Genomic DNA, 22,631 nt, shown 5'->3' with positions numbered 1-22,631 from the left:
TTAATCTGTAAAAGGAAATACCTTCTTCGTCCGTCTAATGACGTTTCCGTTTAAGTCATAATCCAGTTGAATTTGATCACCGGTGAACAAAATAACTTTATTCAGTCGGTTCCCTTTTCCATATTCATATGAAGTATCCTTACCAAGCGCCATATGTGCTGCCTTAATTACGGTTTGTAATGCGCCGCTATTGGTTTCTGTCAACTTCACATAAATCGTTTGGCCTGCCTTCATCTCATACTCTAAGACCGTGTAATCCCAACCATATATTTGTGCTTGCTCTGTTGAAGAGACAAGCTGGTTACTAAAATCAGGGTCCGTAAACAAGCTTACAATGGGCTGCTGCGCAGCAAAGTTGGATTTTTCCTTCACCGCAAAACGGTAAATCCCGTCTTCTTTGGGTGTAAACCGATATTTCCCTTGTTGGCCTGCCGTAAAGTCAGCTTCTTTATCTATGAGCTCAATTAGTTCGTCCAGCTTACTGTCATCGTTATTTTTTACAGCAAACACACGATAAGGCGCTCCAAAGTTAACAGCAGGAGCAACTGCAGCTACGGCAAGATGAATATTTGCATTAGCTGGCACTTGCTGTTGATTATCTGTCGCCTCTTTATGTTCACGAATCACTTTTCCAGCCTGATCCGTAACGGTATATTGATACGTTCCACCAGCCGCCTTCGCATTCGTCACGATAGGGGCCTCCTGACTTCCGCGATTGATCCATATCTCCTGCTTTCCGCCAGACAAAGACGTTTTTAACAACGCCGGTTCTGTGCTTGGCTCCGCTTTAATTTCATTCTTGAAATGAAAGGTCACGGCTTGCGGCGAAGTGACAGTCACAACAAGCGTATCTCCGGCTCCAAGTGAGATTTCAGGTAGAGAAGCATCCATACCTGCCCTATCCACCTTGGAATTCACACCGCTACCTTCTTCATATATGGCATAGTCATAGAGACGGCTTTCGTTTGAAGCATCTGTCGTTAATGAGGAAGCCTGTGAACCAGTATTATGGAATACATAGCTTTCTCCCTGCTTGACAGTGACTTGATTGCCTGTCGGCACCTGAGCATCCTCAACGTCGAATATTCCTAACACAGCTCCATAAGTCACTGGCACATCCGAAACCGTCGTTACAATGGCATATCCACCAGCCTGTACCAACGGCAATTGAGTCGTATCACTGGCCTGACTGTACACCGTCCCGTCTGCCTTGTAATTCATGTAATTCCACTTCATACCGCTTACTGAAATGACATCCAAGGCCTTGTCCAAAGTGCTTACATTGATAAATTTCCGGCTTTCACCGCGTTTCAATGTAATTCGATGGAAGGCTGCCTGCCCACTAAGCAAAGCCTCTACCTTATTGCTATAGGTAAAGGTAATTGGCCGATCTGATACATTGGTGACAATTGCTTTACCGCCAGCGACAATCTCTGGGTCCACTGTATTGTTGAAATGATCTGATGTCAGTAATCGAAGTACTTTATAACTTGCAGCATCAAAGTGTGCATTGCCACTGCTTTTGTCATGCCGCAATGAATTTGATTGACTATCATGATTACGAAACTCATATGAATCCCCCGGCTCCAGCGTCGTTTGCCCGATACCATTATCATCTTCGCTGGCCTTAAAGCTCCGATAGATACCACCAAACGTGATTGGCGTGTCACTGGTTACCGTCACACTGGCCTTTTTACCTGCACCAACCAAAAAGGTTGAGTTCCCGGTATTGCGCCTGGATTGCTCTGTACCATCTGCTTTGTACAGAACCACATCATATTTTCCTTTAACGGTACTGACTGTGCTGTGCAGATTCCTCAAATGATCACTAATATTAGTAAAAGCATAACTTTCGCCTTTAGACAGTGTTACGCGTAAAAAGGCAGGATCATTGCTAGTTCCCAGGAAAAATCATCTGTATAGTCAAAGATAATAGGACTCGGACCGATCACAGTCACAATGGCATATCCCGAAGGCGGGATCATAGGACCAGACTGGCTGTTAAAACCAGAGGAATTTACCGTTCCATCCGGTTTGTAAATCGCATAGTCGAACAAGCTCCCTACCTTTTTGGAGTTATTGTAGATCGGATTCATTAGCGTACCATTATTGTGGAAAATGTAGCTCTTGCCTACCTCAAGCTCCACACGACTGATTGCATCACCACCCACAGGACGAGCAATAAAATTGCGATATGGAGCCCCGTATGTAACCGGATTTGCAGTGACCTGGGTAATTACCGCGTATCTGTCCACAGCAATCTGCGGCTTCGCCGTAGTGCCACTGCCGCGTGAAGCCTCTGTTCCGTTTGCCAAATAAACAACATAGTCAAGTTTATCTTTAGATGTACCGTCACTTTCCACCGTATCCAATCGGGTTCCCACATTGATAAATTGGTAGCTTTCCCCCTGATTTAGGGTAACCCGCGCATAAGCTGGCTCGCCGGTGCTTTCTATACTGTATTTGCCGTATGGAAATCCGAAGGTCACCGCATTGGCAGTGGAACCTGTAATAATCAGTTCCTCGCCATCACCCAAAGAGGGATGAGCAATGCTATTAAGATCAGATGCGGATAAAGTTCCGTCCGCCTTGTATTTTGCGTAATCAAAACGGCGATTGTCTGCATTTGACCCATCATGCTGAATCGAACGGGCAGTCCATCCTTCATTCACAATCCGATAGCTTTCATTTTTAGAGACCGTAACTCGCTCTAGTGCCGGGTCCTCCGATGTACTGTAGGTGAAGACGTCCGTTACTTTTACGGTTAATGCTGCTGTTCCTGTATTCGTAATAAACGCTGTGCCTCCCCCAGGAACACCAATGGGGCTAATGCCATAGTCCATATGGACAGTGCTGATGTCTCCGTCCTCTTTGTAACTTACACTATCGTACAAAATGCCTTTTGATTGAGAAGCGTTGCTATATATGGACTTACTGATCGTATCTGTATTCTCGAATTCATAGGTTTCCCCAGGTTCGATAACGATTGACGTATACTCCACCGTTGCCGCCAAGCTCATCATGAGTGCATTATAAACGCTGTTTGTTACAGAAGTTGGCGGATCAAAAGAAACTGTTTCATTAGTGATCTCCTGTTCCTTCTGTACCAAATCTGCTTGGTCCAGTTGCATTCCGTCCTTTACATCTTGTTTTTCCGCTCCTGCCACACTAGGCAAGCACAGCAAAGTGTTCGTTGCCAAAAGTGCCGTCAGAAACCATACCATTACCTTTTTACAAATCATCTAACTGTATAACCTCCCTTTCCCTCGTCAAAAAAATTGCATGTTGGGCTGCAAAAACCCACTTTTCTCTCTGTACATCCTTACAATCATAAGAGAAGAACATATTACCTCCATTTCCATAAAAATGTCACAATTTAATATATCGGCACCTTAAACTTCCATTTTTATAGGCCAAATGGACCTTATTTTCCATAAACCGGTTAAGCCCATGGGATTAAAAGAAAATCAGGAGAGGAGTCACTTGCAAAGCCCCCTTCGGGTATAGTAGTATGTGGTTAAAAAAAATCGGAGGGTATATGCCTAAACAACAAGATAAACATTCCATTCAGGCGTGGTCTCTGATCAATCGCAAATATTTGGGAAAAGGCGTGCGTGTCAAACGTTTTCGTAAACCAACACGCTGTCAAGTGCGCAATCGCGTTTTGCTTGCCGTTTTGATGGCTAATGACATTAAACTGTCCCAACTTGCCGAGGAGCTTTCCATTTCCTCCCGTAGTGTCAGTGCGTGGGTATATGAAGGTCGCATTCCCGGCAACACTAATCTGGAAAAGACGTGTAATACACTTGGTTATCCGCACCATATTCTATTTAATGAAGAGGTTGTCCGGCGTTCACCACTCATCTGTCAACCATCGCCGTCCCGTTTTATGAAACGGACTGTGACTCGTTCTCCGGTTAAAAATCGGATCTTGGCGGGTCTGTGCATGGTACATGATATTTCGGTGACCGATGTGAGTCATTGGATTGGCGTTCACCCCGGTACATTTCGGAAATGGTTGCATCAGGGTACCGTTCCTTCGCAAACCTTCCAGGATCAGGCGGAACAGTTTTTCCGTATTCCAAAATCCATTTTGTTTGCTGATGCCATGCTGAAAAAGTAAAAATGTCCGTAAACCGAAACGATTGTAATTTTCATGAAAGTCTTTGAAAGGAACGCATTACCATCTTTCATCCACTGAGACTTTCACATCATGTAATTCACAGAATATAAAATGCAAAAAAAAGCACAGTCTGCCGATTCCTCGGTGTACTGTGCTTTTTAGATAACAGAGTTTTAAATACTTCTTGCTTATATTTTGTCAGTTTCTTAAAAATGAATGCTTGCCGTTTCAGTTGAACGTCTGGCTTCTTCCTTGATGGTCTTTAGCTTTTTCATCACCGGGTTGCCTCCACGTCCAAAGTAGTCGTGAAGACGGCTGTATTCCTCGTACAGCTTATCATACACGGCCGCGTTCTCAGGGATTGGCATAAAGCTCTCGTCCCGTACACGAGCCATATGACGCGCTGCTTCGACGATATCGTCGTACCCTCCAGCTTCAGTTCCCGCTGCCACTGCTGCGAACATGGCCGCACCCAATGCAGGAGTTTGGGTAGAAGCCGCCACCTTAATCTCACGTCCGGTTACATCTGCATAAATTTGCATCAAAAGACGATTTTTCTGTGGCAATCCACCGCACGCATACAATACGTCTACTGGCACGCCGTTATGATGGAACGCATCGACAATTTTACGTGTTCCGAACGCAGTTGCTTCCAGCAATGTACGATACACTTCCTCTGGCTTCGTCAGCAACGTATATCCGACAATCAGCCCCGTCAGGTTGGTGTCGACCAACAGAGAACGGTTACCGTTCCACCAATCCAGGACCAGTAATCCGGTTTCGCCCGGTTTATATTCAGCCGCTTTACGCTCCAGCCATACATGGACGTTCACACCTTCCGTAGCTGCCTGCTCCTTCACTTCGCCCGGAACAGCATGATCCACAAACCATGCGAAAATGTCTCCTACCGCCGATTGTCCAGCCTCATACCCGTAATAGCCCGGAATAATTCCGTTCTCTACAACGCCACACATACCCTCTACTTCTTTTTCTTCCTCACCGAGGAGCATATGGCAAATGGAAGTTCCCATTGCCATCACCAGCTTGCCTGGTGTGACGACGCCTACTGCCGGAACAGCCGCATGTGCATCCACATTGCCTACCGCTACTGCCGTTCCCGAATTCAGTCCGAGTTTTGCAGCCATATCCTCTGTTAATCCACCCGCACGGGCACCCAAATCATAAATCTCACCGCGCAGCTTTGTATCCGTTAAATTTTCTAAACGCGGATCGAGCGCTTTGAAAAATTCACGATCCGGATAACCCTCGCGATGATGGTAAATAGACTTGTAGCCAGCTGTACACTGATTCCGTTTCAGTTCCCCACTAAGCTGGGAAATTACCCAGTCGGTCGCTTCTCAAAGCGGTCTGTTTGATTATAAATGTCCGGTGCCTCGTTCAGAATTTGCCAAATTTTTGCGATCATCCATTCGGAAGAAATTTTCCCTCCATAGCGGGGCAGAAAGGCCTCTCCTCGCTGCGAGGCAATGGCATTTAAACGGTCCGCTTCATCCTGTGCTGCATGATGCTTCCACAGTTTCACCCAACTATGCGGGTTATCTTTCAGGTTCTCGTCAAAGCACAACGGTTGTCCCTGCGCGTCAATCGGCAGCATCGTGCATGCTGTAAAATCAATTCCGATCCCGATGATATCGTCTGGAGAAATGCCAGTCTCCTTCATAACGGCAGGTATAGAAATAGTCAGCACTTCAATATAATCAGCCGGATGTTCCAGTGCCCAATCCATTTCCAATTTGCGTCCGCTACCAGGCAGCACTTCATCCATAACTCCATGACGGTAAGGTGTTACATGTGTAGCAATTTCAGCTCCGTCAGATCCATACTTCCTTTTTCAATTGTTCTAATATGTATAAGACACACCTTTTACTATCATTTCTGAAATCTGCAATGGAGGAGGTGACTGAAACTAACTTCAAATGGAAAATTACAGGAAGGTCTTAACGACCCTTTATCCTTGGTTCCGCTTTCATTATATGATTGTACGTACAACTTAGCCAGTCTTTTTTTATGTATTTTCTCGATAGATTTATGTACTCATTTTCAGAAAAATATAACAAAAACAGCCTATTTCTGCAATCCAGAAAACAGACTGTTCGGTACGACGAGAAACATGCCATCAAATATTAAGCGTTAAAGCTATATACTTATTAACTTGTCCTTACATGTTAAGAAATAAAACCGACTGATCTTCCAGCCTAGTGTTCTCCAGGCATGACCTGAACAGGCCCCGTAGATTCACGAACGATGAGCTCAGGCGGTAGAATTAACTGACGATCTTCTTCATGGTACCCCTTCTCTTCAATCATCGACAGCATGGTATCGGCAGCACGTAATCCCAATTCTTCCTTTGGATGCCGAATTGTCGTTAGCTTGATTTCCGTTGCTGTCGCCAAAAATGAATCATCAAACCCAACCAACGATAGATCATTGGGAATCTTCAGGCCCACCGAACGTACAATATCCAGGAGTCGAACAGCCAGCTCATCATTGTAGGTCACCCATCCAGTAGGACGCTCTCCCGCCTCCATCGCCAATAGCCTCGACGCACGTTGTAGCGGAATCTCATTTTTTTCTTCTGTCCGGTAAGTCGTTACTGCGTTCGGGTGTAGTGTCACACCATATTTGCGGTGAGCGGCCACAAATCCCTTCATACGAAGAATCCCCTGCATATCATCGGTTTTGAAAAATCCGGCCAAGCGTCGGTGCCCCAGCTTAATCAGATGCTCTGCCGCCAAAAAACCACCCTTTTCATCATCTACTCGCAGACATGGCGCATCCATTTCCTCATAACGCGCATTGATCATCAAATAAGGGATTTGGCGATTTTCCACGGTTAAATAATAGTTCAGATTGGGATTACGCTCTCCACTTTTGGTCGGTTCGATAATAATTCCGCTCAGCGGTTGACTCAACAGCATTTCCAGGCACTGACTCTCTTGCTCAGGGTCATTACCTGTGCTTGACAGCAGCATCTTATAGCCCTGACGACTCAATTTAGATTCAATTCCCTGTACAATGGATGGGAAAATATAATCCGATATATAGGTTGTAATGACTCCAATCGTCTTTGGATCTTCGGGCTGCTTGCTGTCCCGTGTCGCGACAAAAGTTCCCTTGCCCTGCATCCGAAACAGCCAGCCTTCCTGCACCAGCTCACCCAGCGCCTGACGCACCGTTTGTCGACTAACGGCAAATTGTTCAGACATTTCATGCTCAGATGGAAGCTGGCTTTGTGGTTCCACTTTAGATGAATGAATCCAGGACAAAATTTCCTGTTTAACTTGTATATATTTGGGCGCCATAATTTCCTCCGTACTTGCAATATCGTGTACCTGTTCATATTCCACGATTATAGCATACCGTTCATTTGTACATACAAATGTTACAGGAACAGGATATCGTCGTATTGCTGCCGGAGGTGTAAACCCATTCGCTTATCCCTTCCTTGCCACACATGAGTGGCTGAATATCTAAAGGAGAATTTATGTAGAGGTTGCACATTACGAACGAAGCAATTGATGTTCATTCATATACTTAAGTCCAGTATAGCGATCACGCAAGGTATGAGCCGTGCGCAATGCACGAGCGAGCTGTTCCTCCGTAACCCCGAGCTCGGCAATGGTAGATGGGCCTCCGACCTGAGCCAGCCATGCACGCATCTGCTCCGACGTAGGCAATTCCCGATACACCTTAAATGCCTCTACATCCTGACTGGCTGCTAAATCCCTGTACAGGTCAGACAGCAATGCGGATGCTACGCCTACTTTGGCACCATGCAAAACTTGCTTGCGTCCCTCTGCAATAAAATCCATTTCAATTCGGTGGGAAATATGGTGCTCTCCCCCTGACGCTGGACGAGAATGATCTATCATCAGCATCGAAATACCGGATGCAATCAGCGCATTCATCAATACCTCAACCCCAGCCTTGCTGCCTGCCGCAATCTCATCGACATGCTCTACACAGTCACACAGAGCCTCCTCGGTGATGCAATTAGCCACAGGTGAATACGGCTCGTTTCCCAAATCTCTGGAAACATGCCAGTCCGCTAGTGAGGTGAACTTACCGAGCATATCGCCAAAACCGGCCGCAGTCATCGTCTGTGGCGCGTTTGCCAGCACAGACAAATCAGCAAAGATCGCCTCTGGCGGAACTGCTTGGAATGTCTGCTTGCTGCCGTCCACAATTAGTGGTGCGCCTGCGGAGGTAAAACCATCCACCGAAGCAGCCGTCGGTACTGACAAGAACGGACGATTCATTTTATAACATACGAAGCGAACCAGATCATGAATCGTGCCGGAGCCTACAGCAAGTACAGCCTTACTCTTATCCGCCACACCCAGCAGCACCTTCATAATGTAGGCTTCATCAGCAATCACATCCCCTACAGCATTCGGAGGTAAGCGGACTACATCAACTGTCAAACCTGCCTCACGGATCAGCTCAGCCACTTTTGTTCCTGCCGCCACCGAAGTATGCTCATCTTCTACCAGAGTTACATGACGATAATCCTGTTGGTTCAGATAAGGGGCAACAGAGTCCAGTGCTCCATCCCGTACCTCAATAAACAATTCAACCTTTCGGTGAGGATGATCAGCGTTACTAGCCTGCGCCTCTTCGTTCCACAGCTTGATCTGTTCATTCATATTCATTTCATCAGCCTCCTGAAAAAGGAATAATTTGCACAAGAATGCTCCATAATGATTAATAGATTCCGTTTGAAAACGATTACTATTTAATTGTACGCACAAGTATGTGTCCAAGTCCAGCGAAAAAGTACAAGTTGCTTTTTAATTTACACATTCGAAAGGAACATGTTTATGAAATTTGGAACGGATATTGCCTGCGCACTTGGGTTATTGGCAGGTACAACGTTTGGCAGTGGTATTGCTTTTTTGTTCGGCTGGCAAGCTTATCGAGCTCTGACTTCTGTTGCAGTCTTTGGCGTTGTGGGGATTGTCATTACCATTGCCGTTTTTCGCTTGCTGCACCGTAAGTCACTTTCCACGTCTAATTCTCGATAAATACTGCCGGTGAAACGAGTGCAACTTGTTTTTTTGCCAATATACATAAAAAACGGGTCTCTTAAGCAATTGTATCGCTTGAGAGTACCCGTTTTTGTTTTACAAATATTCACTTATAAAGTTTTATCAACCTCTGGATTAACGTCTAATTCATAATCAATTTCATCAAACCCGAATCCAAATAATTGGAGGAAATCCAGACGGTATTGTTCGAGATCACCCAATTCAGATACGTTTTCTGTAGTGATTTCGGACCAAGATGCTTTGACAGCCTGCTGTACATCGTCTCTCATTTCCCAGTTATCCAGACGGATGCGTCCTTCTTCATCCGTTTCCACAGTGGACCCACTGTATAGCGTCTCGAACAGACGTTGTGCCTGCTCAATACATCCCTCGTGCAGTCCCTTTTCCTTCATGACCTTAAACAGCAAAGAAATATACAAAGGTACGACTGGAATAGCCGAACTGGATTGTGTAACCAAAGCTTTATTCACAGAAACGTAAGCTTTTCCATGATAACGCTCCAGTTGCTTTGTTAAAGTATGTGCTGTAGCTTCCAAATCATTTTTAGCTTGGCCAATGGTTCCTTTACGATAGATAGCCTCCGTAATTTCGGGACCAATATACGAGTAAGCCAGTGTGGTCACCCCTTCAGCCAGCAAATCAGCTTCTTCCAACGCTTTTAGCCACAAGGACCAATCTTCGCCACCCATTACCATGATGGTGTTCTCAATTTCCTCCTGCGTAGCCGGTTCCAGCGTAATTTCTGATACGACACCTGTATTCGTATTCACTGTTTTATTAGAAAAAGACTGTCCGATAGGCTTGAGAACGGAATTAAAGGTTTCACCCGTATCGGGATGTGTCCGTCGCGGTGAAGCGACACTATATACAATCAGGTCTACCTTGCCCAGCTTTTCCTTTAACAGCTTCAACGTCTCCTGCTTAATTTCATGAGAAAAAGCATCCCCATTAATGCTTTCTGCTATGTAGCCAGCTGCTCTGGCCGCTCTTTCAAAGGCTACCGTATTATACCAGCCTGCTGAAGCCGTGCGCCCCTCTGATGCGGGACGTTCATAGGATACCCCTATGGTGTCCGCTCCCAGACCGAAGCTCGCAGCAATACGAGAAGCCAGCCCGTATCCAGTAGATGCTCCGATCACAAGCACCTTTTTAGCTCCTTGTATTGATGTGCTGTCTTTGATGTAGTTGATCTGACGGTTAACATGAGCCGCGCATCCTGCAGGATGTGCAGTCGTACATATAAAACCACGGATTTTCGGTTTAATAATCATTGCAAGGGTCCCCCTACTTTAGCATTCATTTAATATGGATGTAATGGTTGTCCAGTCATAACTATATAGCAAATCAGCTTGCGGCTCAACACATAACATAACACTTGAAGACAGCCGAAGAAAACTACCGTAAACATCATAGTCTGCAACGCTTTTTTACTCCACTATTCATTTTGAATCATTTTCTAACAACATCACATCTTCTCCTTGCTGTTGTCTTATTTGGATATTAGCCCTTCCCCAAGAACACATTAAGTCAATAATTTCATTTGCTGTAATTCCATATTCCGTTATATAATACTCCACTTTTGGAGGCATTTGATTATACACATGTCTACCTATGATACCATCCTTTTCAAGTTCGCGAAGTTGCTGTATAAGAACCTTTTGCGAAATGCCTGAAATACTACGCTGTAATTCACTTGTCCTTTTTCTACCAGACATTAATAAACATATGATTAATGATTTCCATTTACCTCCGATGATCTCAAGTGTTGCTTCTATGCCTAAATTATATTGTTTCATAGTACCACCTCTTCAACGCTAAAAATAACAAAGTTTATCTAATTAATTCTATAATCGCATATCTTCACTTTAAGTCCAATGCATACTTTCAAGTAACTATCTTACTTTATTGTGTGTATTTACTTTTTTTGAAGCATACAGAATAATAATAGAGCATCTACAAAGGCAATTATGTTACGTAAGAAAGGTGATTTATGATGAAAACTCTTGTGATTTTAGCTCATCCCAATATCGAAGATTCTAGAGTAAATAACAGATGGAAACGAGAATTACTTCAATATACCAATGAAATTACAATTCATGAGATTTATAAAGAGTATCCAAACTGGAGCATTGATGTTTTGAAAGAACAACAGCTACTTGAAGCATACGATAATGTCATATTTCAATTCCCTTTGTATTGGTATAGTTACCCTCCTTTATTAAAAAAGTGGTTCGATGATGTTTTTACCCATGGATGGGCTTATGGTTCAAAGGGTGATAAGTTAAAAGGAAAGAAGCTAGGGATAGCCATGTCCATTGGCGATAAAAAAGAAAATTACTTACCTACTGGTTCCGTTTCTTTTACTGTAGATGAAGTTATAGCACCTTTTAAGGCAAGCGCAGTGCATGTTGGCGCCATACCATTACCCTATTTCGCTGTCTTCGGAGCCTCGTTTCAAGCAAGCGACGAAGACATTGATCAGAGTGCAAAAGACTATATTAAATATATATTTCAGTATAAATAAAATAGTTATAATGGTACGCGCATCTTAACCATATAAAAACAGGCTCTTGGTGGCATCCAGCCAATCCAAGAACCTGTAAATGTTAGGCTATGATGCGGTCGAGAGGACTCGAACCTCCACGGGGGGTTAGCCCACACGGACCTGAACCGTGCGCGTCTGCCAATTCCGCCACGACCGCATATTATGTATTCACACCGATGTTTTTCAATCACGGTAATTTAGATTATATCTCCCATAGAACATAAAATCAAGCTATTTATATATTATATTTTCTATGAATCATTTCCGTAAATATAAGAAAATCACTGGATATCACAAACCAGATATGGTAAAATGGGTCCATCAGGAAAGGAGGTGCGTCAACATCAATAATCACATGTTGAGCGTATCCCTTACCCGGTCCGTTATTCTCTAATTTACAGAGTTGACGGAGGCGCGGGATACGGATCAAAGCTTTAAATAAGCGCCACGGGTAGAAAGACCGTCCTCGGACGGTCTTTTTTATTTCAACATCATCTATAAGATTACATACTGCACCGTGAAAGAGGAGATACGATGTCGATTAGACCCGCAAATGTGGAAGAGCTCAACGAGTTGGCAGCCATCTGGCTAGATGCTTCCATAGAAGCCCATCATTTTATTGCTCCGCAGTATTGGGCATCACAAGTTACCGAGATGGAAAACAGGTACCTTCCTCTCGCTCAAAACTACGTTATCATACAAGATGATCATAGCATTGGCGGCTTCGTCTCCATGTTGGATGGATACTTAGCAGCTCTGTTTATACGTGTTGATTCTCAAAGAAAAGGCTATGGCCAGTTACTACTAGATTGGATCAAGAAGCAACATAATGAGATTCAATTAAAGGTATACCAGTCGAACACAAAAGCATTCAACTTCTATACTAAAAATGGATTTACCATTCAAGCGGAATCTATTGATACCGAAACTGACGAGAAAGAATTTGTAATGGTATGGACAAAACATGAACGATAATGAAGCACCATTAGCTATACAATCTTCTTATTTAACCCATAGACCTCGGTATATAAGATCTCTTTAAACGGAGCAAAATCCTGTTCAGCCAGCGCACCTGGATAGCTCATTATTTGAAGCCGAAGATCAGCCTGTCCTTCTCTTAAAGGAGGCTGTACATAGTCAAAATGGTTCAGATGAAATCCCAAACGTTCATAAAAACCAATTCTTCTCCGAGTCCACTCATCCACTGGTGGCTCAACCTCCAGTACTACCGGTTTACCGGACTGTGAAATAAACTTGCTCATAAGCTCTTTACCTAACCCACCACCTCGTATAGCCGAATCTACGGCAATATGCTCTACAAACCGAAAATCTGTAAACTCCCATCCCGCCAAAAAAGCAATTGTTTGCCCTTGTTCGTCCTTTTGGGTAAGTAAACGATAACACGGATGATGAAGCAAAGCCCTCTGTGACTCGAATGTCCTGCATTCCGTTTCAGGAAAAGAAGCCTCCATAATCGCATATACTTGAGAGAATTCAAGTTCATTCATTTATACTTTCAACTCCTCTAACGTTAACTTGTTGGTCTACTAATGTCATTTACATTAGGGCCTAACCCTTTAGACCTTGTTTAATTCCATAAGCGTCAGCAATATGTGTTCCAACAGCTCTGGAATGTCTTCCATCTGATCTTCGTTAATTTGTCTGGAAAATCGGAGTTCAATCCTATTTTGGTATGTAGATGTCTTCTCTCCGTAAATCTGACTAAGCGTTTGTACCGGTCGAAGATCGGGCTTCCAAATTTCGGTCAGTATATTTTCAATCCGGCTGCATTGTGACTCAATTTCACGAATTTCCATGTAAAAACTCAGCAACAAGACACATCCCGGAATTTGATCTTTGATTTCCAAAATTTCCGCAGCCAAGTTGTTTAAATCTGCCTTCAGTTGAATCTCTGCTGTCACACTCGGGTGTTCTCTCAGTCTGAATTGGACAGCAAATTCACGTGACATCACAGACATTTCCAATCTGTCGATTCGCTGCGTAATGTCAATACGTGAATCTAGATTATCCAGATCGTATACTGTATTTTCCATGGCCACTTTTAAATTATCAAAAACCGTCGGATCGAACATATATTTTTCACCTCCAATTATGGAGTATAACATAGCTTGTGTTACTCCTAAAATAGGATGCCCCTTTTCACGACAGCATATTAAGACGGGATTTTATAGTATACAGTAAGTTGGCTAACTCTTAATTGAAGTTTAGTGAATAAATTTGTAAAAAGACGCATAATTGTGACAAAAAATATATATTTTTGTTTATAGTTCCATTTTTATTCCATTTTATTGGGATTCAATATATAATAATGGATGGGATTGGCTATATATATTCGTTTAAATCCCAAAATATAAGAAGGGAAGAGATTATTAAATGAAAAAATTAGTTTTTTCCACACTAGGTCTTGCACTTCTATTAAGCACATCCACCGCCGTTGCATCTGCTCAAGAAGCAGCACCCGCATTACAAAAGGAATCTATCCAGCTATCTGGAAATGGGACTGACAGAGAGCCTAATAATAGCTTTGAAGAAGCAAGCGAAATTTTTTTAGGTGATGATATATATGGAAGCATTGGAGAACTTATTGATGGAAGATACTATGACACCTACGACGTTTACAAATTCAAGGTTTTTGAAACCAAGTGGGTTGATTTTAAACTTGAAGGAGATAAGTATCCGAGTGCGTGGTTAAAAATGGTTTTACGTGACAGCAATGGTCATAAGATAAAGTCGGCAAATGATGGTCAGTACACTTTAGGTAAAGAACTTGAAGCAGGCAAATGGTACTACTTAGAAGTAGAAACGCCAGGCTACGAAATCGGTCAATTGTTCTGGTATAAAATTTCCGCTACAATTGGACAATAAAATACGTTGCCTTCGTAGATTCAAATAAAGAGTCTAGCCTCTATTTTAAGGTATAAGGCTCTTTTAGTTCAGCTTACATTATCCATTCGTGCCACTCCAGTCCATTAATTCTGTCTATTTTACACTAAACACGAGCTAAAGCCCGAGTAGGAAAACTTGTCGGATCCTTAAATGCCTCACAGATATATTCACCTCTACCTATTATTTCATCTCACACATCAAGTCCATTTTTGAATAATTCCCAATTTAGTATTTATATTTTACTCATTTATCTCCATGATTTTACCCCCCTTAAAAACCCTAAAAAAGAAAGGAACTTTACTATGAAAAAGACATTGTTAGCTTCATTAGGCCTGACACTTATGCTAAGTACTTCTGCCAGTGTCGCTTTAGCCGAAGAAGCAAATACAACAAAAGACTTAACTCCTGCCTCTGTACTTGAATATCATGAGCAGGAACCAAATGATAGTTTTGAACAGGCTAACTACTATTTTATAGGTGATGCTGTTATCGGAAGACTTGGTGTAGAGGGAGTGCCTGGAGTCTGGGAAGCCTACGATGTATATAAAATTAAGGCTTTTGAATCACAAAAAGCTCATTTTACAATTCAGGGAGACAGATATTCAGATTCCTGGTTGCAAATGACTGTTTACGATAATACTGGTAGTAAAATGAAACGTTCAAGAGATGGTCAATATTCTTTAGATGTAGAACTTGAAAAAGGTAAAGAATACTACCTAGCCGTCGAGGTTTTTCCAGGACTTCAACCTGGAGGGCATATATTTGACTATAAAGTCTCTTCTGAAGCTGTAAGGTAGACTAATTAAATTTATGTAACTTTTCAAGTAGTGAATCATTATTTAATGCCCGTTGTCGTATTGGATACATGCAACAGGCACATATAAAAACTAAAAAATCCCTAACTACGCCAAAAAGCCTCACCCCTTTCTCAAGGGGTGAGGCTTTTGTAGTTCAGTCATTCTATTCGGTGCACTTAGTTCTTTTACCCCTGTGTAAGTCTTACGACAAACGTGAGCTAAAGTCCTCGTAGGAGAACTGACGGATTACCTTAATGCCTTCTTCGTCGTTGTAGCTGGCGATGGCTGGCAGGTTGACTCCGTTGAACATATGGTTTTTGACCATCGTATAATGAGCCATATCGCAGAACACAAGCTTGTCTCCCGGCTTCAGTGGCTCTTTAAAGGAATAGTCTCCAATCACATCTCCAGCCAAGCACGTAAGTCCACCAAGTCTGTAGGTGTAAGCATACTCACCAGGCTGGCCTGCATCAATGATATTCGGGCGATATGGCATTGCCAGTACATCAGGCATATGACATTCAGCCGAAGTATCCAGAATGGCAATATCCATTCCGTTTTTCATCGTATCCAATACGGTAGCAACCAGATATCCAGTATTCAAAGCAATAGCTTCGCCCGGCTCCAAATAAACCTGCACACCATATTTATCTTGAAAATATTGAATACAGCGTACCAGCGTGTCCAGATCATAGTCTTCTCTGGTAATATGGTGGCCGCCGCCGAAATTGAGCCATTTCATGTTCTTAATGTATGGTCCGAATTTCTCATCCACGACTTTAATGGTGCGCTCTAGCGTATCTGAATTCTGTTCACACATTGTATGAAAATGAATACCGTCCACGCCATCCAGATCCTCAGGTCTAAAGTTAGCCAGAGTCACACCCATTCTGGAGTTGTTGTAGCAAGGATCATACAGCGGCGTTTCGATTTCCGAATATTCTGGATTAACCCGAATGCCGATGTCGATTTTTTTGGAAGTTACGCCTTGCACTCTGTTTTTGTAGCGTTTCAGTTGATCAAAGGAGTTGAAAACAATATGGTCAACATACTCCAATAGCTCATCAAATTCACTGTCAACATAAGCAGGTGCGTATACGTGAACCTCTTTGTCCATTTTTTCGCGACCAAGTCGTGCTTCGAACAACGAACTGGAGGTTACGCCTTTTAAGTATTTGCCAACCAGAGGAAAGGTCGAAAACATCGAAAATCCCTTAAGAGCGAGCAAAATACTACAGCCTGTCCGCTCTTGGACGGAATTTAAGACCTCAAGGTTTTTGACAAGAAGTCTTTCGTCAACAAGATAACAAGGTGATGGAAGTCCTGTAATATCAATATTCATCGCAGACCTCAATCAAGCAACGTTGGCGTAAAGTTCTCTTGCCATGGCAATCCGTGTTTATTTAGTGCTTCCATAAATGGATCTGGATCAAATTCCTCAACGTTGTAAACGCCTGGTTTTTTCCAGATACCTTTGATGATAAGCATTGCGCCGATCATGGCAGGAACACCAGTTGTGTAAGAAATGGCTTGGGAGCCAACCTCTGCATAACATTCCTCATGATCACAAACATTGTAAACATAATACGTTTTTGGTTTTCCATCTTTCACGCCTTGGATGATGCAACCAATGTTTGTTTTGCCTTTTGTTCTTGGTCCCAGAGAAGCTGGGTCTGGCAAAATAGCTTTTAGGAATTGCAGTGGAATGATTTGTTGTCCTTCGTAATCAATAGGCTCGATCGAAGTCATGCCTACGTTTTGAAGTACATTCAAATGATTCAGATAATTGTCCGAGAACGTCATCCAGAAGCGGATTTTTTTCACGCCTTTAATATTCACTGCAAGAGATTCCAGTTCTTCATGGTACAAAAGATATATATTTTTCGGTCCAATTTCAGGAAGGTCGTATACCTTTTTCTCAGAAAGTGGCTCTGTTTCAATCCATTCTCCGTTTTCAAAGTAACGGCCCTTCGCCGTAATTTCACGAATATTGATTTCCGGATTAAAATTAGTTGCAAAAGGATATCCGTGGTCCCCTGCATTCGCATCCACAATATCAATCGTATGAATTTCATCAAAGTAGTGCTTTTGAGCATAAGCCGTAAATACTCCAGTTACGCCTGGATCAAAACCGCTGCCCAGCAGAGCTGTAATTCCTGCTTTTTCGAATCTTTCTTTGTAGGCCCATTGCCAGCTGTATTCAAACTTCGGCGTATCCGGCGGTTCATAGTTCGCCGTATCAACGTAATGAACACCTGTCTCAAGGCAAGCATCCATTATCGTCAAATCCTGATAAGGGAGAGCCACATTGATAACTACATCCGGTTGAAAGCTTCGAATCAAGTCAATGACCATGTCGGTGTTGTCAGCATCAAGCTGAGCCGTTTGGATCTTCGTACGACCTCCACCCAGCTTCTCTTTAAGCGCATCGCATTTCTCAACAGTTCTGCTTGCGATACAAATTTCTTCAAATACATCTGGGTTTTGGCAACATTTATGCACCACAACGCTGGCCACGCCACCGGCGCCAATAATCAATGCTTTTCCCAAAATAAATAACCTCCTTATTCCATACGCTAATCGCTAATCATTCTTGCAAACAAAATGATTATAAAGACATCCCACCAAATAATCAAGAAAAACGACAATTTGCTGTATCAAAATTCACAGGAACATGTCACAAAAACTTTACAAATCCCAAAATTAGGCATAAAAACTCCGTAAAGTGTGCAGAAAACAAACATTACCCCATACACTCCAGGGAAGTCAGCACGTATTAACGGAAGTTTTTTTTGAATCTAATGTTCATAGTCCTAAAGAGTTAATACTATCTTATTTCTAAACAAAAGACCACCCCTCCGCATCCTATGAAGAAGATTCATGGGGTGGTAAAATAATGGGCTGATAGCGTAATGCCTCATCTACGATCTCTGCTGCACTCAAGTCACGGTCATCCCAGTAGATCAAATTACTGATCCCCGGATGGGGCGTATTTTGCATCACTAAGGTCAGCATGCTGTCGATTTCCTCTTCTGTTCCCTCACCTCTGATGATTTTTCCCACTAACTCTATAAGCTCACTTCGGTCTAAATTTTGGAGTTCCTTTCTATCTCTATCCAGACTCATATAATTGCCCTCCTTTGTATTGAGTATGATCGGCATTGTGTGGGCCCATCCCTTCTTCTGTAAGCGCTATATGACCTATTATGGAGATTTAAGAAGTGTTTATGATAAATAAAGCCGCCCCCAGTATGGGAACGGCTCTATACAGTAATAAAGCTTGTTAAACCATGATTTTGCAAATATCGTTCGTGAATTCAACCGGATCTTGCAGTGGCAAGCCTTCGATCAGCAAAGCCTGATTATACAGTAATGCCGTGTAGAGGTTTACCTTCTCCTTATCCTTGTCAAAAGCTTCTTTCAAAGAGTTGAACACCGCATGGTTTACGTTGATTTCCAGCACTTTATTCGCTTTGACATCGGCGTTATTAGGCATGGCGTTCAGGATTTTTTCCATCTCAATCGTCACTTCGCCGTCTGCGGACAGACATACCGGATGTGTCTTCAAGCGCTTGGAGGCTTTAACACTGGATACCTTGCCTTCCAGCAAGCCCTTCATGTACTCGAACAGCTCTTTGTTGTCGTTTTGTTCTGCTTCTGTTTCTTTCTCGTTTTCGTCAGGCTCAATGCCCAGATCGCCGCTCGATACAGATTTGAATTCTTTCTCTTTGTAGCTTAAGAGCATTTTAATAGCGAACTCATCAATATCATCGGTGAAATACAGAATTTCGTAGCCTTTGTCAGCCACCATTTCGGTTTGCGGCAGTTTTTCAATACGCTCATTGGACTCCCCGGAAGCATAATAAATATACTTCTGATCCTCTGGCATACGCGATACGTATTCGTCCAAAGTAACCTGCTTTTTCTCTGTAGAAGAGTAGAACATGAGCAGATCCTGGAGAGTTTCTTTATGTCTGCCGTAATCGTTGTAGACACCAAATTTCAATTGTCTGCCAAATGATTTGTAGAATTGATCATATTTCTCCCGGTCATTTTTGAGCAAGGTCAGCAATTGACCTTTGATTTTGCTTTCGATATTTTTGGCAATCAGCTTCAGCTGACGGTCATGCTGCAGCATTTCTCTGGAAATGTTGAGCGACAGGCTTTCGGAGTCGACCATCCCTTTGACAAAGCTAAAATAATCCGGCAGCAGGTCAGGAGATTTTTCCATAATCAGCACACCGTTGGCATACAACTCCAGCCCTTTTTCATATTCCTTGGAGTAGAAATCAAAAGGAATATTTTCAGGAATAAACAGAATAGCTTGGTACACTACCGCGCCATCCGCACTGACGTGGATATGCTGGAGCGGCTTGTCGTAGCCATAGCGTTTTTCCGCGTAGAAATTTTGATAATCCTCGTCGGTCAGCTCGCTTTTGTTTTTTCTCCAGATAGGAACCATGCTGTTAATACGCTGTTCTTCTTCGTAATCCTCGAACTCGTTGTCGCTTCCCTCTTTCAGACGCTTGCCTGTAATATCCATTTTAATCGGATAGCGGATAAAGTCGGAGTATTTTTTAATCAGTGCTTTTAAACGGTACTCGTCCAAATATTCATCGTAGGACTCATCTTCGGTGTTTGCCTTGATTTTCAGAACTATCTCGGTTCCGACCTCGTCCTTCTCAGCTGCCTCAATGGTATACCCGTCTGCACCTGTGGATTCCCATTTATATGCAGTATCGCTTCCCAAAGCCTTGGTAGTCACTGTAACCACATCGGCTACCATAAAAGCTGAATAGAAACCGACGCCGAATTGACCGATGATGTCATGACCATCCTTGGATTCATTTTCATTTTTGAATGCCAATGAACCGCTTTTAGCAATAACACCCAGGTTATTTTCTAGTTCTTCCTTGGTCATACCAATCCCGGTATCACGCAGGGTTAGCGTTCTGTTATCCTTATCGGCAGTTACTTTGATATAATAATTTTCTTTGTCAAAGACCAGTTGATCATCCGTCAATGCTTTGTAATAAATTTTGTCAATCGCATCACTTGCATTGGAGATCAGCTCTCTTAGGAAAATTTCCTTTTGCGTGTAAATCGAGTTAATCATCATTTCGAGCAGACGCTTGGACTCAGCCTGAAACTGTTTTTTCTCCATTCGGATATCTCCTTTCAAATATGAACCTATGTAAGGCCAGCCGATATGAGCTATGCAAACGATTCAACTTTGTTAGCACTCCCATCATTCGAGTGCTAGCCTACCTTTTTTATATCATTCCTCATTTTTTATGTCAATATCTCGGTCGACTAAACATTAAAATTACATTTTAGGAAATCGCTAGTTTCTAATGTGCTTAAACATCACGTTAAACATTTCGACAGAAGATGGAAACAGCCCCTGTACATGGGGAAGCAGATTACTCCTGATCCGCAGCTCATCCTCATTCAAATGCTGTAGGTCCTCATGAAAGAACCAAACAATAGGATAATCGCCGTCCTTATGTCTGCTGCCTGCATTTAAACAAACGGGACCCTGGTCGTCCTCTGCTATTGCAAAAGGAATGTAGCCTGCTGATAGAAGAGGTGACCATTGATCAAGCAAATCATAAAATGCCTTTAAGCCTTGACCTACAGGCAGACGTGGGAACTCAACAAACGTACAATCGCTCCAGTATACTCCCGGGATGGACTCATTATCGAATTGTAAAGATACATAATGGTAGGACATGATAAAACTCCTCAGCAGGGGCGGCAGCTCAAAATGGTATTTTTCCTCCATCTCCCGAACTTCCTGTTCAGTAATCTGTGAAAGGAGAGGCTTCCACTTGATCCATCCCTCCTCGTCAACATTCCCATCACGCATTTCCATCGGTACATTTTCTTCCACATCCATAAAAAAGGCTTCATCCATCTGAGCAAATAGTTCCTTCATAGATGTACGAATATCCGCTTTCTTGTCCATGTCTTCACACCTCTTTCCTTTCTATTCACATTTTGCATCATGGGTTAATGCCAAATGCCCTCTATCTGAAAATAGCATTGTAATCATGTGCTGCTACACTTTTTAAGTTCAGCTTATCAGAACTTGCTTTTATCACCATTTGCGGAATATTAGTATTACCAGCGCAAGGGCTCATAGTTCCGCCAGATCACCCAACGCGCTGTCTCGTGAATTGGCGCGGTGCCAATGCTATATTCATCCTTCGTGCCGCTCTGCAAATCAATCAAATGAAGCATACCTCCATACGTTCCAACCGCCAACATACTTTCATCAGGTGTAACTGCCAGCCCGGATATCGTACTGCCGACAAAATAGCGCCAAAGTTCACGGCCCTCCCTGTCAATCAGACGGAGATAACCGTAGGCATCACCCAAAATAGATCCTTGTGTCAGCGCTGTTGCAGCGTATACTCGCATTTCTTCATTCATCATCGGCCATTCTTCCTTATTCTGAGCAAGACCCTGCTCCACCTCAGCAATCGACACTTGAATGGTGGCACCGTTGTAGAAATGACAGGCATTGTACCAGACGACCAGATCATCTTTGGAAAATAGAGCATAATGCGGATAACTAGAACTTGGCTCCAATGTATGCACCGTCTTATCAGACAGATCCATAAGCATATGCTCACTCATCTGGCTACCGTAAGCAATCCAACGTCCATCCCTCGACACAGCTCCATGGGCCATATCCACAATCGTGTCTTCCAACTCTAGTTTTCTTCGTTCAGACGCCTTGGGATGGATCAAATCCACCTGATCACCAGCCAGCAAATAAACGCCGTAACCGCAAACCAGCAGAAGTCGCTGTCCATCGCCAAACGGAATCGCTTCATCTAATATATCTTCAGGATGCTCCTCATCTCCCAAGCACTCCAGATCAGGAATGGATGCTTTTAAGCGGCCAAGACGCGGCTGGAATCTCTCGACGTAACTGCTCCATTTCACCAGCCTGATTCGCCTCCTGAATCATACGAAAAATATCTTTGGCCATCTTGGGGCGTTCGTCCTGGTTTGGCTCTGATTGCTCCTGCTGCCATTCACTTTCCATGCCGACTCTGACAAATTCATTCACATCTGCGGCATACCTTTTTCCTTCCTGTCGCCACTTTGCTGCCATTTCATGATTCAACCAACTCATTTGCTTCCCCCATCCAGTGTATGTATGCCCTGTTTGTTCTACA

The 22,631-nt window shown here is 43.1% G+C and carries 19 protein-coding genes, 1 tRNA gene and 2 pseudogenes; 6 read left to right on the top strand and 16 right to left on the bottom strand.

Translation table 11 applies throughout. The annotated features are described in order from the left end of the window. Both ACYCSE_RS18750 and ACYCSE_RS18745 read right to left on the bottom strand, forming a co-directional pair. The gene (locus ACYCSE_RS18750; protein WP_459699292.1) at positions 1 to 1,773 is read right to left on the bottom strand and encodes a hypothetical protein; all 1,773 of its coding nucleotides are present in this window, start codon (positions 1,771 to 1,773) and stop codon (positions 1 to 3) included. Between the two features lie 95 nt (positions 1,774 to 1,868). Continuing rightward, positions 1,869 to 3,242 (bottom strand): hypothetical protein, encoded by a 1,374-nt coding sequence (locus ACYCSE_RS18745; protein ID WP_459699290.1) that lies wholly within the window; start codon positions 3,240 to 3,242, stop codon positions 1,869 to 1,871. 296 nt (positions 3,243 to 3,538) lie between these two features. Here ACYCSE_RS18745 and ACYCSE_RS18740 point away from each other — a divergent pair, with 296 nt between their 5' ends. Further along, complete coding sequence (locus ACYCSE_RS18740; protein WP_013370447.1) at positions 3,539 to 4,123, top strand: helix-turn-helix domain-containing protein; 585 nt, start codon at positions 3,539 to 3,541, stop codon at positions 4,121 to 4,123. 206 nt (positions 4,124 to 4,329) lie between these two features. Here ACYCSE_RS18740 and ACYCSE_RS18735 read toward each other — a convergent pair. The 3 genes and pseudogenes from ACYCSE_RS18735 to ACYCSE_RS18725 form a co-directional block, all read right to left on the bottom strand. Further along, positions 4,330 to 5,957, bottom strand: a pseudogene (locus tag ACYCSE_RS18735) (ribulokinase); the annotation flags it as partial. Between the two features lie 382 nt (positions 5,958 to 6,339). Beyond that, positions 6,340 to 7,446, bottom strand: a complete 1,107-nt coding sequence (locus ACYCSE_RS18730) for a substrate-binding domain-containing protein (RefSeq protein WP_459699287.1) — start codon at positions 7,444 to 7,446, stop codon at positions 6,340 to 6,342. A gap of 198 nt (positions 7,447 to 7,644) precedes the next feature. Beyond that, positions 7,645 to 8,796 carry a sn-glycerol-1-phosphate dehydrogenase gene (locus tag ACYCSE_RS18725; RefSeq protein ID WP_459699285.1) on the bottom strand — a complete coding sequence of 384 codons (1,152 nt, stop codon included), beginning with the start codon at positions 8,794 to 8,796 and terminating at the stop codon, positions 7,645 to 7,647. A 168-nt stretch (positions 8,797 to 8,964) separates the two neighbouring features. Between ACYCSE_RS18725 and ACYCSE_RS18720 the strand changes: the two genes are divergently transcribed. Further along, a complete protein-coding gene (locus ACYCSE_RS18720; protein WP_061828633.1) occupies positions 8,965 to 9,168 on the top strand; it encodes a hypothetical protein in 204 nt (67 codons plus the stop codon). Positions 9,169 to 9,281: 113 nt separating this feature from the next. Here ACYCSE_RS18720 and fabV read toward each other — a convergent pair whose 3' ends face one another. Together fabV and ACYCSE_RS18710 are read right to left on the bottom strand one after the other, a co-directional pair. After that, the gene (fabV, locus tag ACYCSE_RS18715; protein ID WP_459699283.1) at positions 9,282 to 10,463 is read right to left on the bottom strand and encodes an enoyl-ACP reductase FabV; all 1,182 of its coding nucleotides are present in this window, start codon (positions 10,461 to 10,463) and stop codon (positions 9,282 to 9,284) included. A 168-nt stretch (positions 10,464 to 10,631) separates the two neighbouring features. After that, on the bottom strand, positions 10,632 to 10,988 hold the full coding sequence (locus ACYCSE_RS18710; RefSeq protein WP_069079881.1) for a winged helix-turn-helix transcriptional regulator: 357 nt from the start codon (positions 10,986 to 10,988) through the stop codon (positions 10,632 to 10,634). 197 nt (positions 10,989 to 11,185) lie between these two features. Between ACYCSE_RS18710 and ACYCSE_RS18705 the strand changes: the two genes are divergently transcribed. Beyond that, a complete protein-coding gene (locus ACYCSE_RS18705) occupies positions 11,186 to 11,716 on the top strand; it encodes an NAD(P)H-dependent oxidoreductase (protein WP_322159223.1) in 531 nt (176 codons plus the stop codon). 93 nt (positions 11,717 to 11,809) lie between these two features. Here the strand turns inward: ACYCSE_RS18705 and ACYCSE_RS18700 are convergent. Continuing rightward, a tRNA-Leu gene (locus tag ACYCSE_RS18700) sits at positions 11,810 to 11,894 on the bottom strand. Between the two features lie 377 nt (positions 11,895 to 12,271). Here ACYCSE_RS18700 and ACYCSE_RS18695 point away from each other — a divergent pair. Next, positions 12,272 to 12,712, top strand: coding sequence for an N-acetyltransferase (locus ACYCSE_RS18695; RefSeq protein WP_254349397.1), 441 nt, complete (start codon positions 12,272 to 12,274; stop codon positions 12,710 to 12,712). A 14-nt stretch (positions 12,713 to 12,726) separates the two neighbouring features. On the opposite strand, the gene ACYCSE_RS18690 is transcribed toward ACYCSE_RS18695, so the two are convergent. Further along, on the bottom strand, positions 12,727 to 13,245 hold the full coding sequence (locus ACYCSE_RS18690) for a GNAT family N-acetyltransferase (protein ID WP_254325943.1): 519 nt from the start codon (positions 13,243 to 13,245) through the stop codon (positions 12,727 to 12,729). Between the two features lie 69 nt (positions 13,246 to 13,314). Then, entirely contained in the window at positions 13,315 to 13,830 is a 516-nt protein-coding gene (locus ACYCSE_RS18685; RefSeq protein ID WP_254349539.1) for a hypothetical protein, read from the bottom strand. Between the two features lie 301 nt (positions 13,831 to 14,131). Here ACYCSE_RS18685 and ACYCSE_RS18680 point away from each other — a divergent pair, with 301 nt between their 5' ends. Then, complete coding sequence (locus ACYCSE_RS18680) at positions 14,132 to 14,623, top strand: hypothetical protein (RefSeq protein WP_322172091.1); 492 nt, start codon at positions 14,132 to 14,134, stop codon at positions 14,621 to 14,623. 323 nt (positions 14,624 to 14,946) lie between these two features. Further along, a complete protein-coding gene (locus tag ACYCSE_RS18675) occupies positions 14,947 to 15,441 on the top strand; it encodes a hypothetical protein (RefSeq protein ID WP_446674435.1) in 495 nt (164 codons plus the stop codon). Positions 15,442 to 15,643: 202 nt separating this feature from the next. Here the strand turns inward: ACYCSE_RS18675 and nspC are convergent, their stop codons facing one another. From nspC to ACYCSE_RS18645, 6 genes and pseudogenes are all read right to left on the bottom strand, one after another. Continuing rightward, positions 15,644 to 16,783 (bottom strand): carboxynorspermidine decarboxylase, encoded by a 1,140-nt coding sequence (nspC, locus tag ACYCSE_RS18670; protein ID WP_061828641.1) that lies wholly within the window; start codon positions 16,781 to 16,783, stop codon positions 15,644 to 15,646. A gap of 8 nt (positions 16,784 to 16,791) precedes the next feature. Beyond that, complete coding sequence (locus ACYCSE_RS18665) at positions 16,792 to 17,991, bottom strand: saccharopine dehydrogenase family protein (RefSeq protein WP_013309649.1); 1,200 nt, start codon at positions 17,989 to 17,991, stop codon at positions 16,792 to 16,794. Between the two features lie 315 nt (positions 17,992 to 18,306). Beyond that, positions 18,307 to 18,567, bottom strand: coding sequence for a bacteriocin immunity protein (locus ACYCSE_RS18660; protein ID WP_459699279.1), 261 nt, complete (start codon positions 18,565 to 18,567; stop codon positions 18,307 to 18,309). Positions 18,568 to 18,724: 157 nt separating this feature from the next. Further along, positions 18,725 to 20,605: a molecular chaperone HtpG gene (htpG, locus tag ACYCSE_RS18655; RefSeq protein WP_165175916.1), complete on the bottom strand. Its 1,881-nt coding sequence runs from the start codon at positions 20,603 to 20,605 to the stop codon at positions 18,725 to 18,727. A 180-nt stretch (positions 20,606 to 20,785) separates the two neighbouring features. Then, entirely contained in the window at positions 20,786 to 21,409 is a 624-nt protein-coding gene (locus ACYCSE_RS18650) for an SMI1/KNR4 family protein (protein WP_459699276.1), read from the bottom strand. A 155-nt stretch (positions 21,410 to 21,564) separates the two neighbouring features. Continuing rightward, positions 21,565 to 22,588 (bottom strand): annotated as a pseudogene (locus ACYCSE_RS18645) (WD40 repeat domain-containing protein). Between the last annotated feature and the right edge of the window lie 43 nt (positions 22,589 to 22,631).

It is taken from the genome of Paenibacillus sp. SEL1 (genome assembly GCF_054602535.1).
The sequence above is the reverse complement of the archived record's forward strand: the minus strand, read 5'-3'. Positions and strand labels throughout refer to the sequence as shown.

Coding starts and splice junctions, on each gene's coding strand:
- ACYCSE_RS18725 (WP_459699285.1), bottom strand. CDS start 8,796: ATGAATATGAATGAACAGATCAAGCTGTGGAACGAAGAGGCGCAGGCT.
- ACYCSE_RS18730 (WP_459699287.1), bottom strand. CDS start 7,446: ATGGCGCCCAAATATATACAAGTTAAACAGGAAATTTTGTCCTGGATT.
- ACYCSE_RS18650 (WP_459699276.1), bottom strand. CDS start 21,409: ATGGACAAGAAAGCGGATATTCGTACATCTATGAAGGAACTATTTGCT.
- ACYCSE_RS18745 (WP_459699290.1), bottom strand. CDS start 3,242: ATGATTTGTAAAAAGGTAATGGTATGGTTTCTGACGGCACTTTTGGCA.
- nspC (WP_061828641.1), bottom strand. CDS start 16,783: ATGAATATTGATATTACAGGACTTCCATCACCTTGTTATCTTGTTGAC.
- ACYCSE_RS18685 (WP_254349539.1), bottom strand. CDS start 13,830: ATGTTCGATCCGACGGTTTTTGATAATTTAAAAGTGGCCATGGAAAAT.
- ACYCSE_RS18705 (WP_322159223.1), top strand. CDS start 11,186: ATGAAAACTCTTGTGATTTTAGCTCATCCCAATATCGAAGATTCTAGA.
- ACYCSE_RS18720 (WP_061828633.1), top strand. CDS start 8,965: ATGAAATTTGGAACGGATATTGCCTGCGCACTTGGGTTATTGGCAGGT.
- htpG (WP_165175916.1), bottom strand. CDS start 20,605: ATGGAGAAAAAACAGTTTCAGGCTGAGTCCAAGCGTCTGCTCGAAATG.
- ACYCSE_RS18660 (WP_459699279.1), bottom strand. CDS start 18,567: ATGAGTCTGGATAGAGATAGAAAGGAACTCCAAAATTTAGACCGAAGT.
- ACYCSE_RS18740 (WP_013370447.1), top strand. CDS start 3,539: ATGCCTAAACAACAAGATAAACATTCCATTCAGGCGTGGTCTCTGATC.
- ACYCSE_RS18675 (WP_446674435.1), top strand. CDS start 14,947: ATGAAAAAGACATTGTTAGCTTCATTAGGCCTGACACTTATGCTAAGT.
- ACYCSE_RS18690 (WP_254325943.1), bottom strand. CDS start 13,245: ATGAATGAACTTGAATTCTCTCAAGTATATGCGATTATGGAGGCTTCT.
- ACYCSE_RS18680 (WP_322172091.1), top strand. CDS start 14,132: ATGAAAAAATTAGTTTTTTCCACACTAGGTCTTGCACTTCTATTAAGC.
- ACYCSE_RS18710 (WP_069079881.1), bottom strand. CDS start 10,988: ATGAAACAATATAATTTAGGCATAGAAGCAACACTTGAGATCATCGGA.
- fabV (WP_459699283.1), bottom strand. CDS start 10,463: ATGATTATTAAACCGAAAATCCGTGGTTTTATATGTACGACTGCACAT.
- ACYCSE_RS18695 (WP_254349397.1), top strand. CDS start 12,272: ATGTCGATTAGACCCGCAAATGTGGAAGAGCTCAACGAGTTGGCAGCC.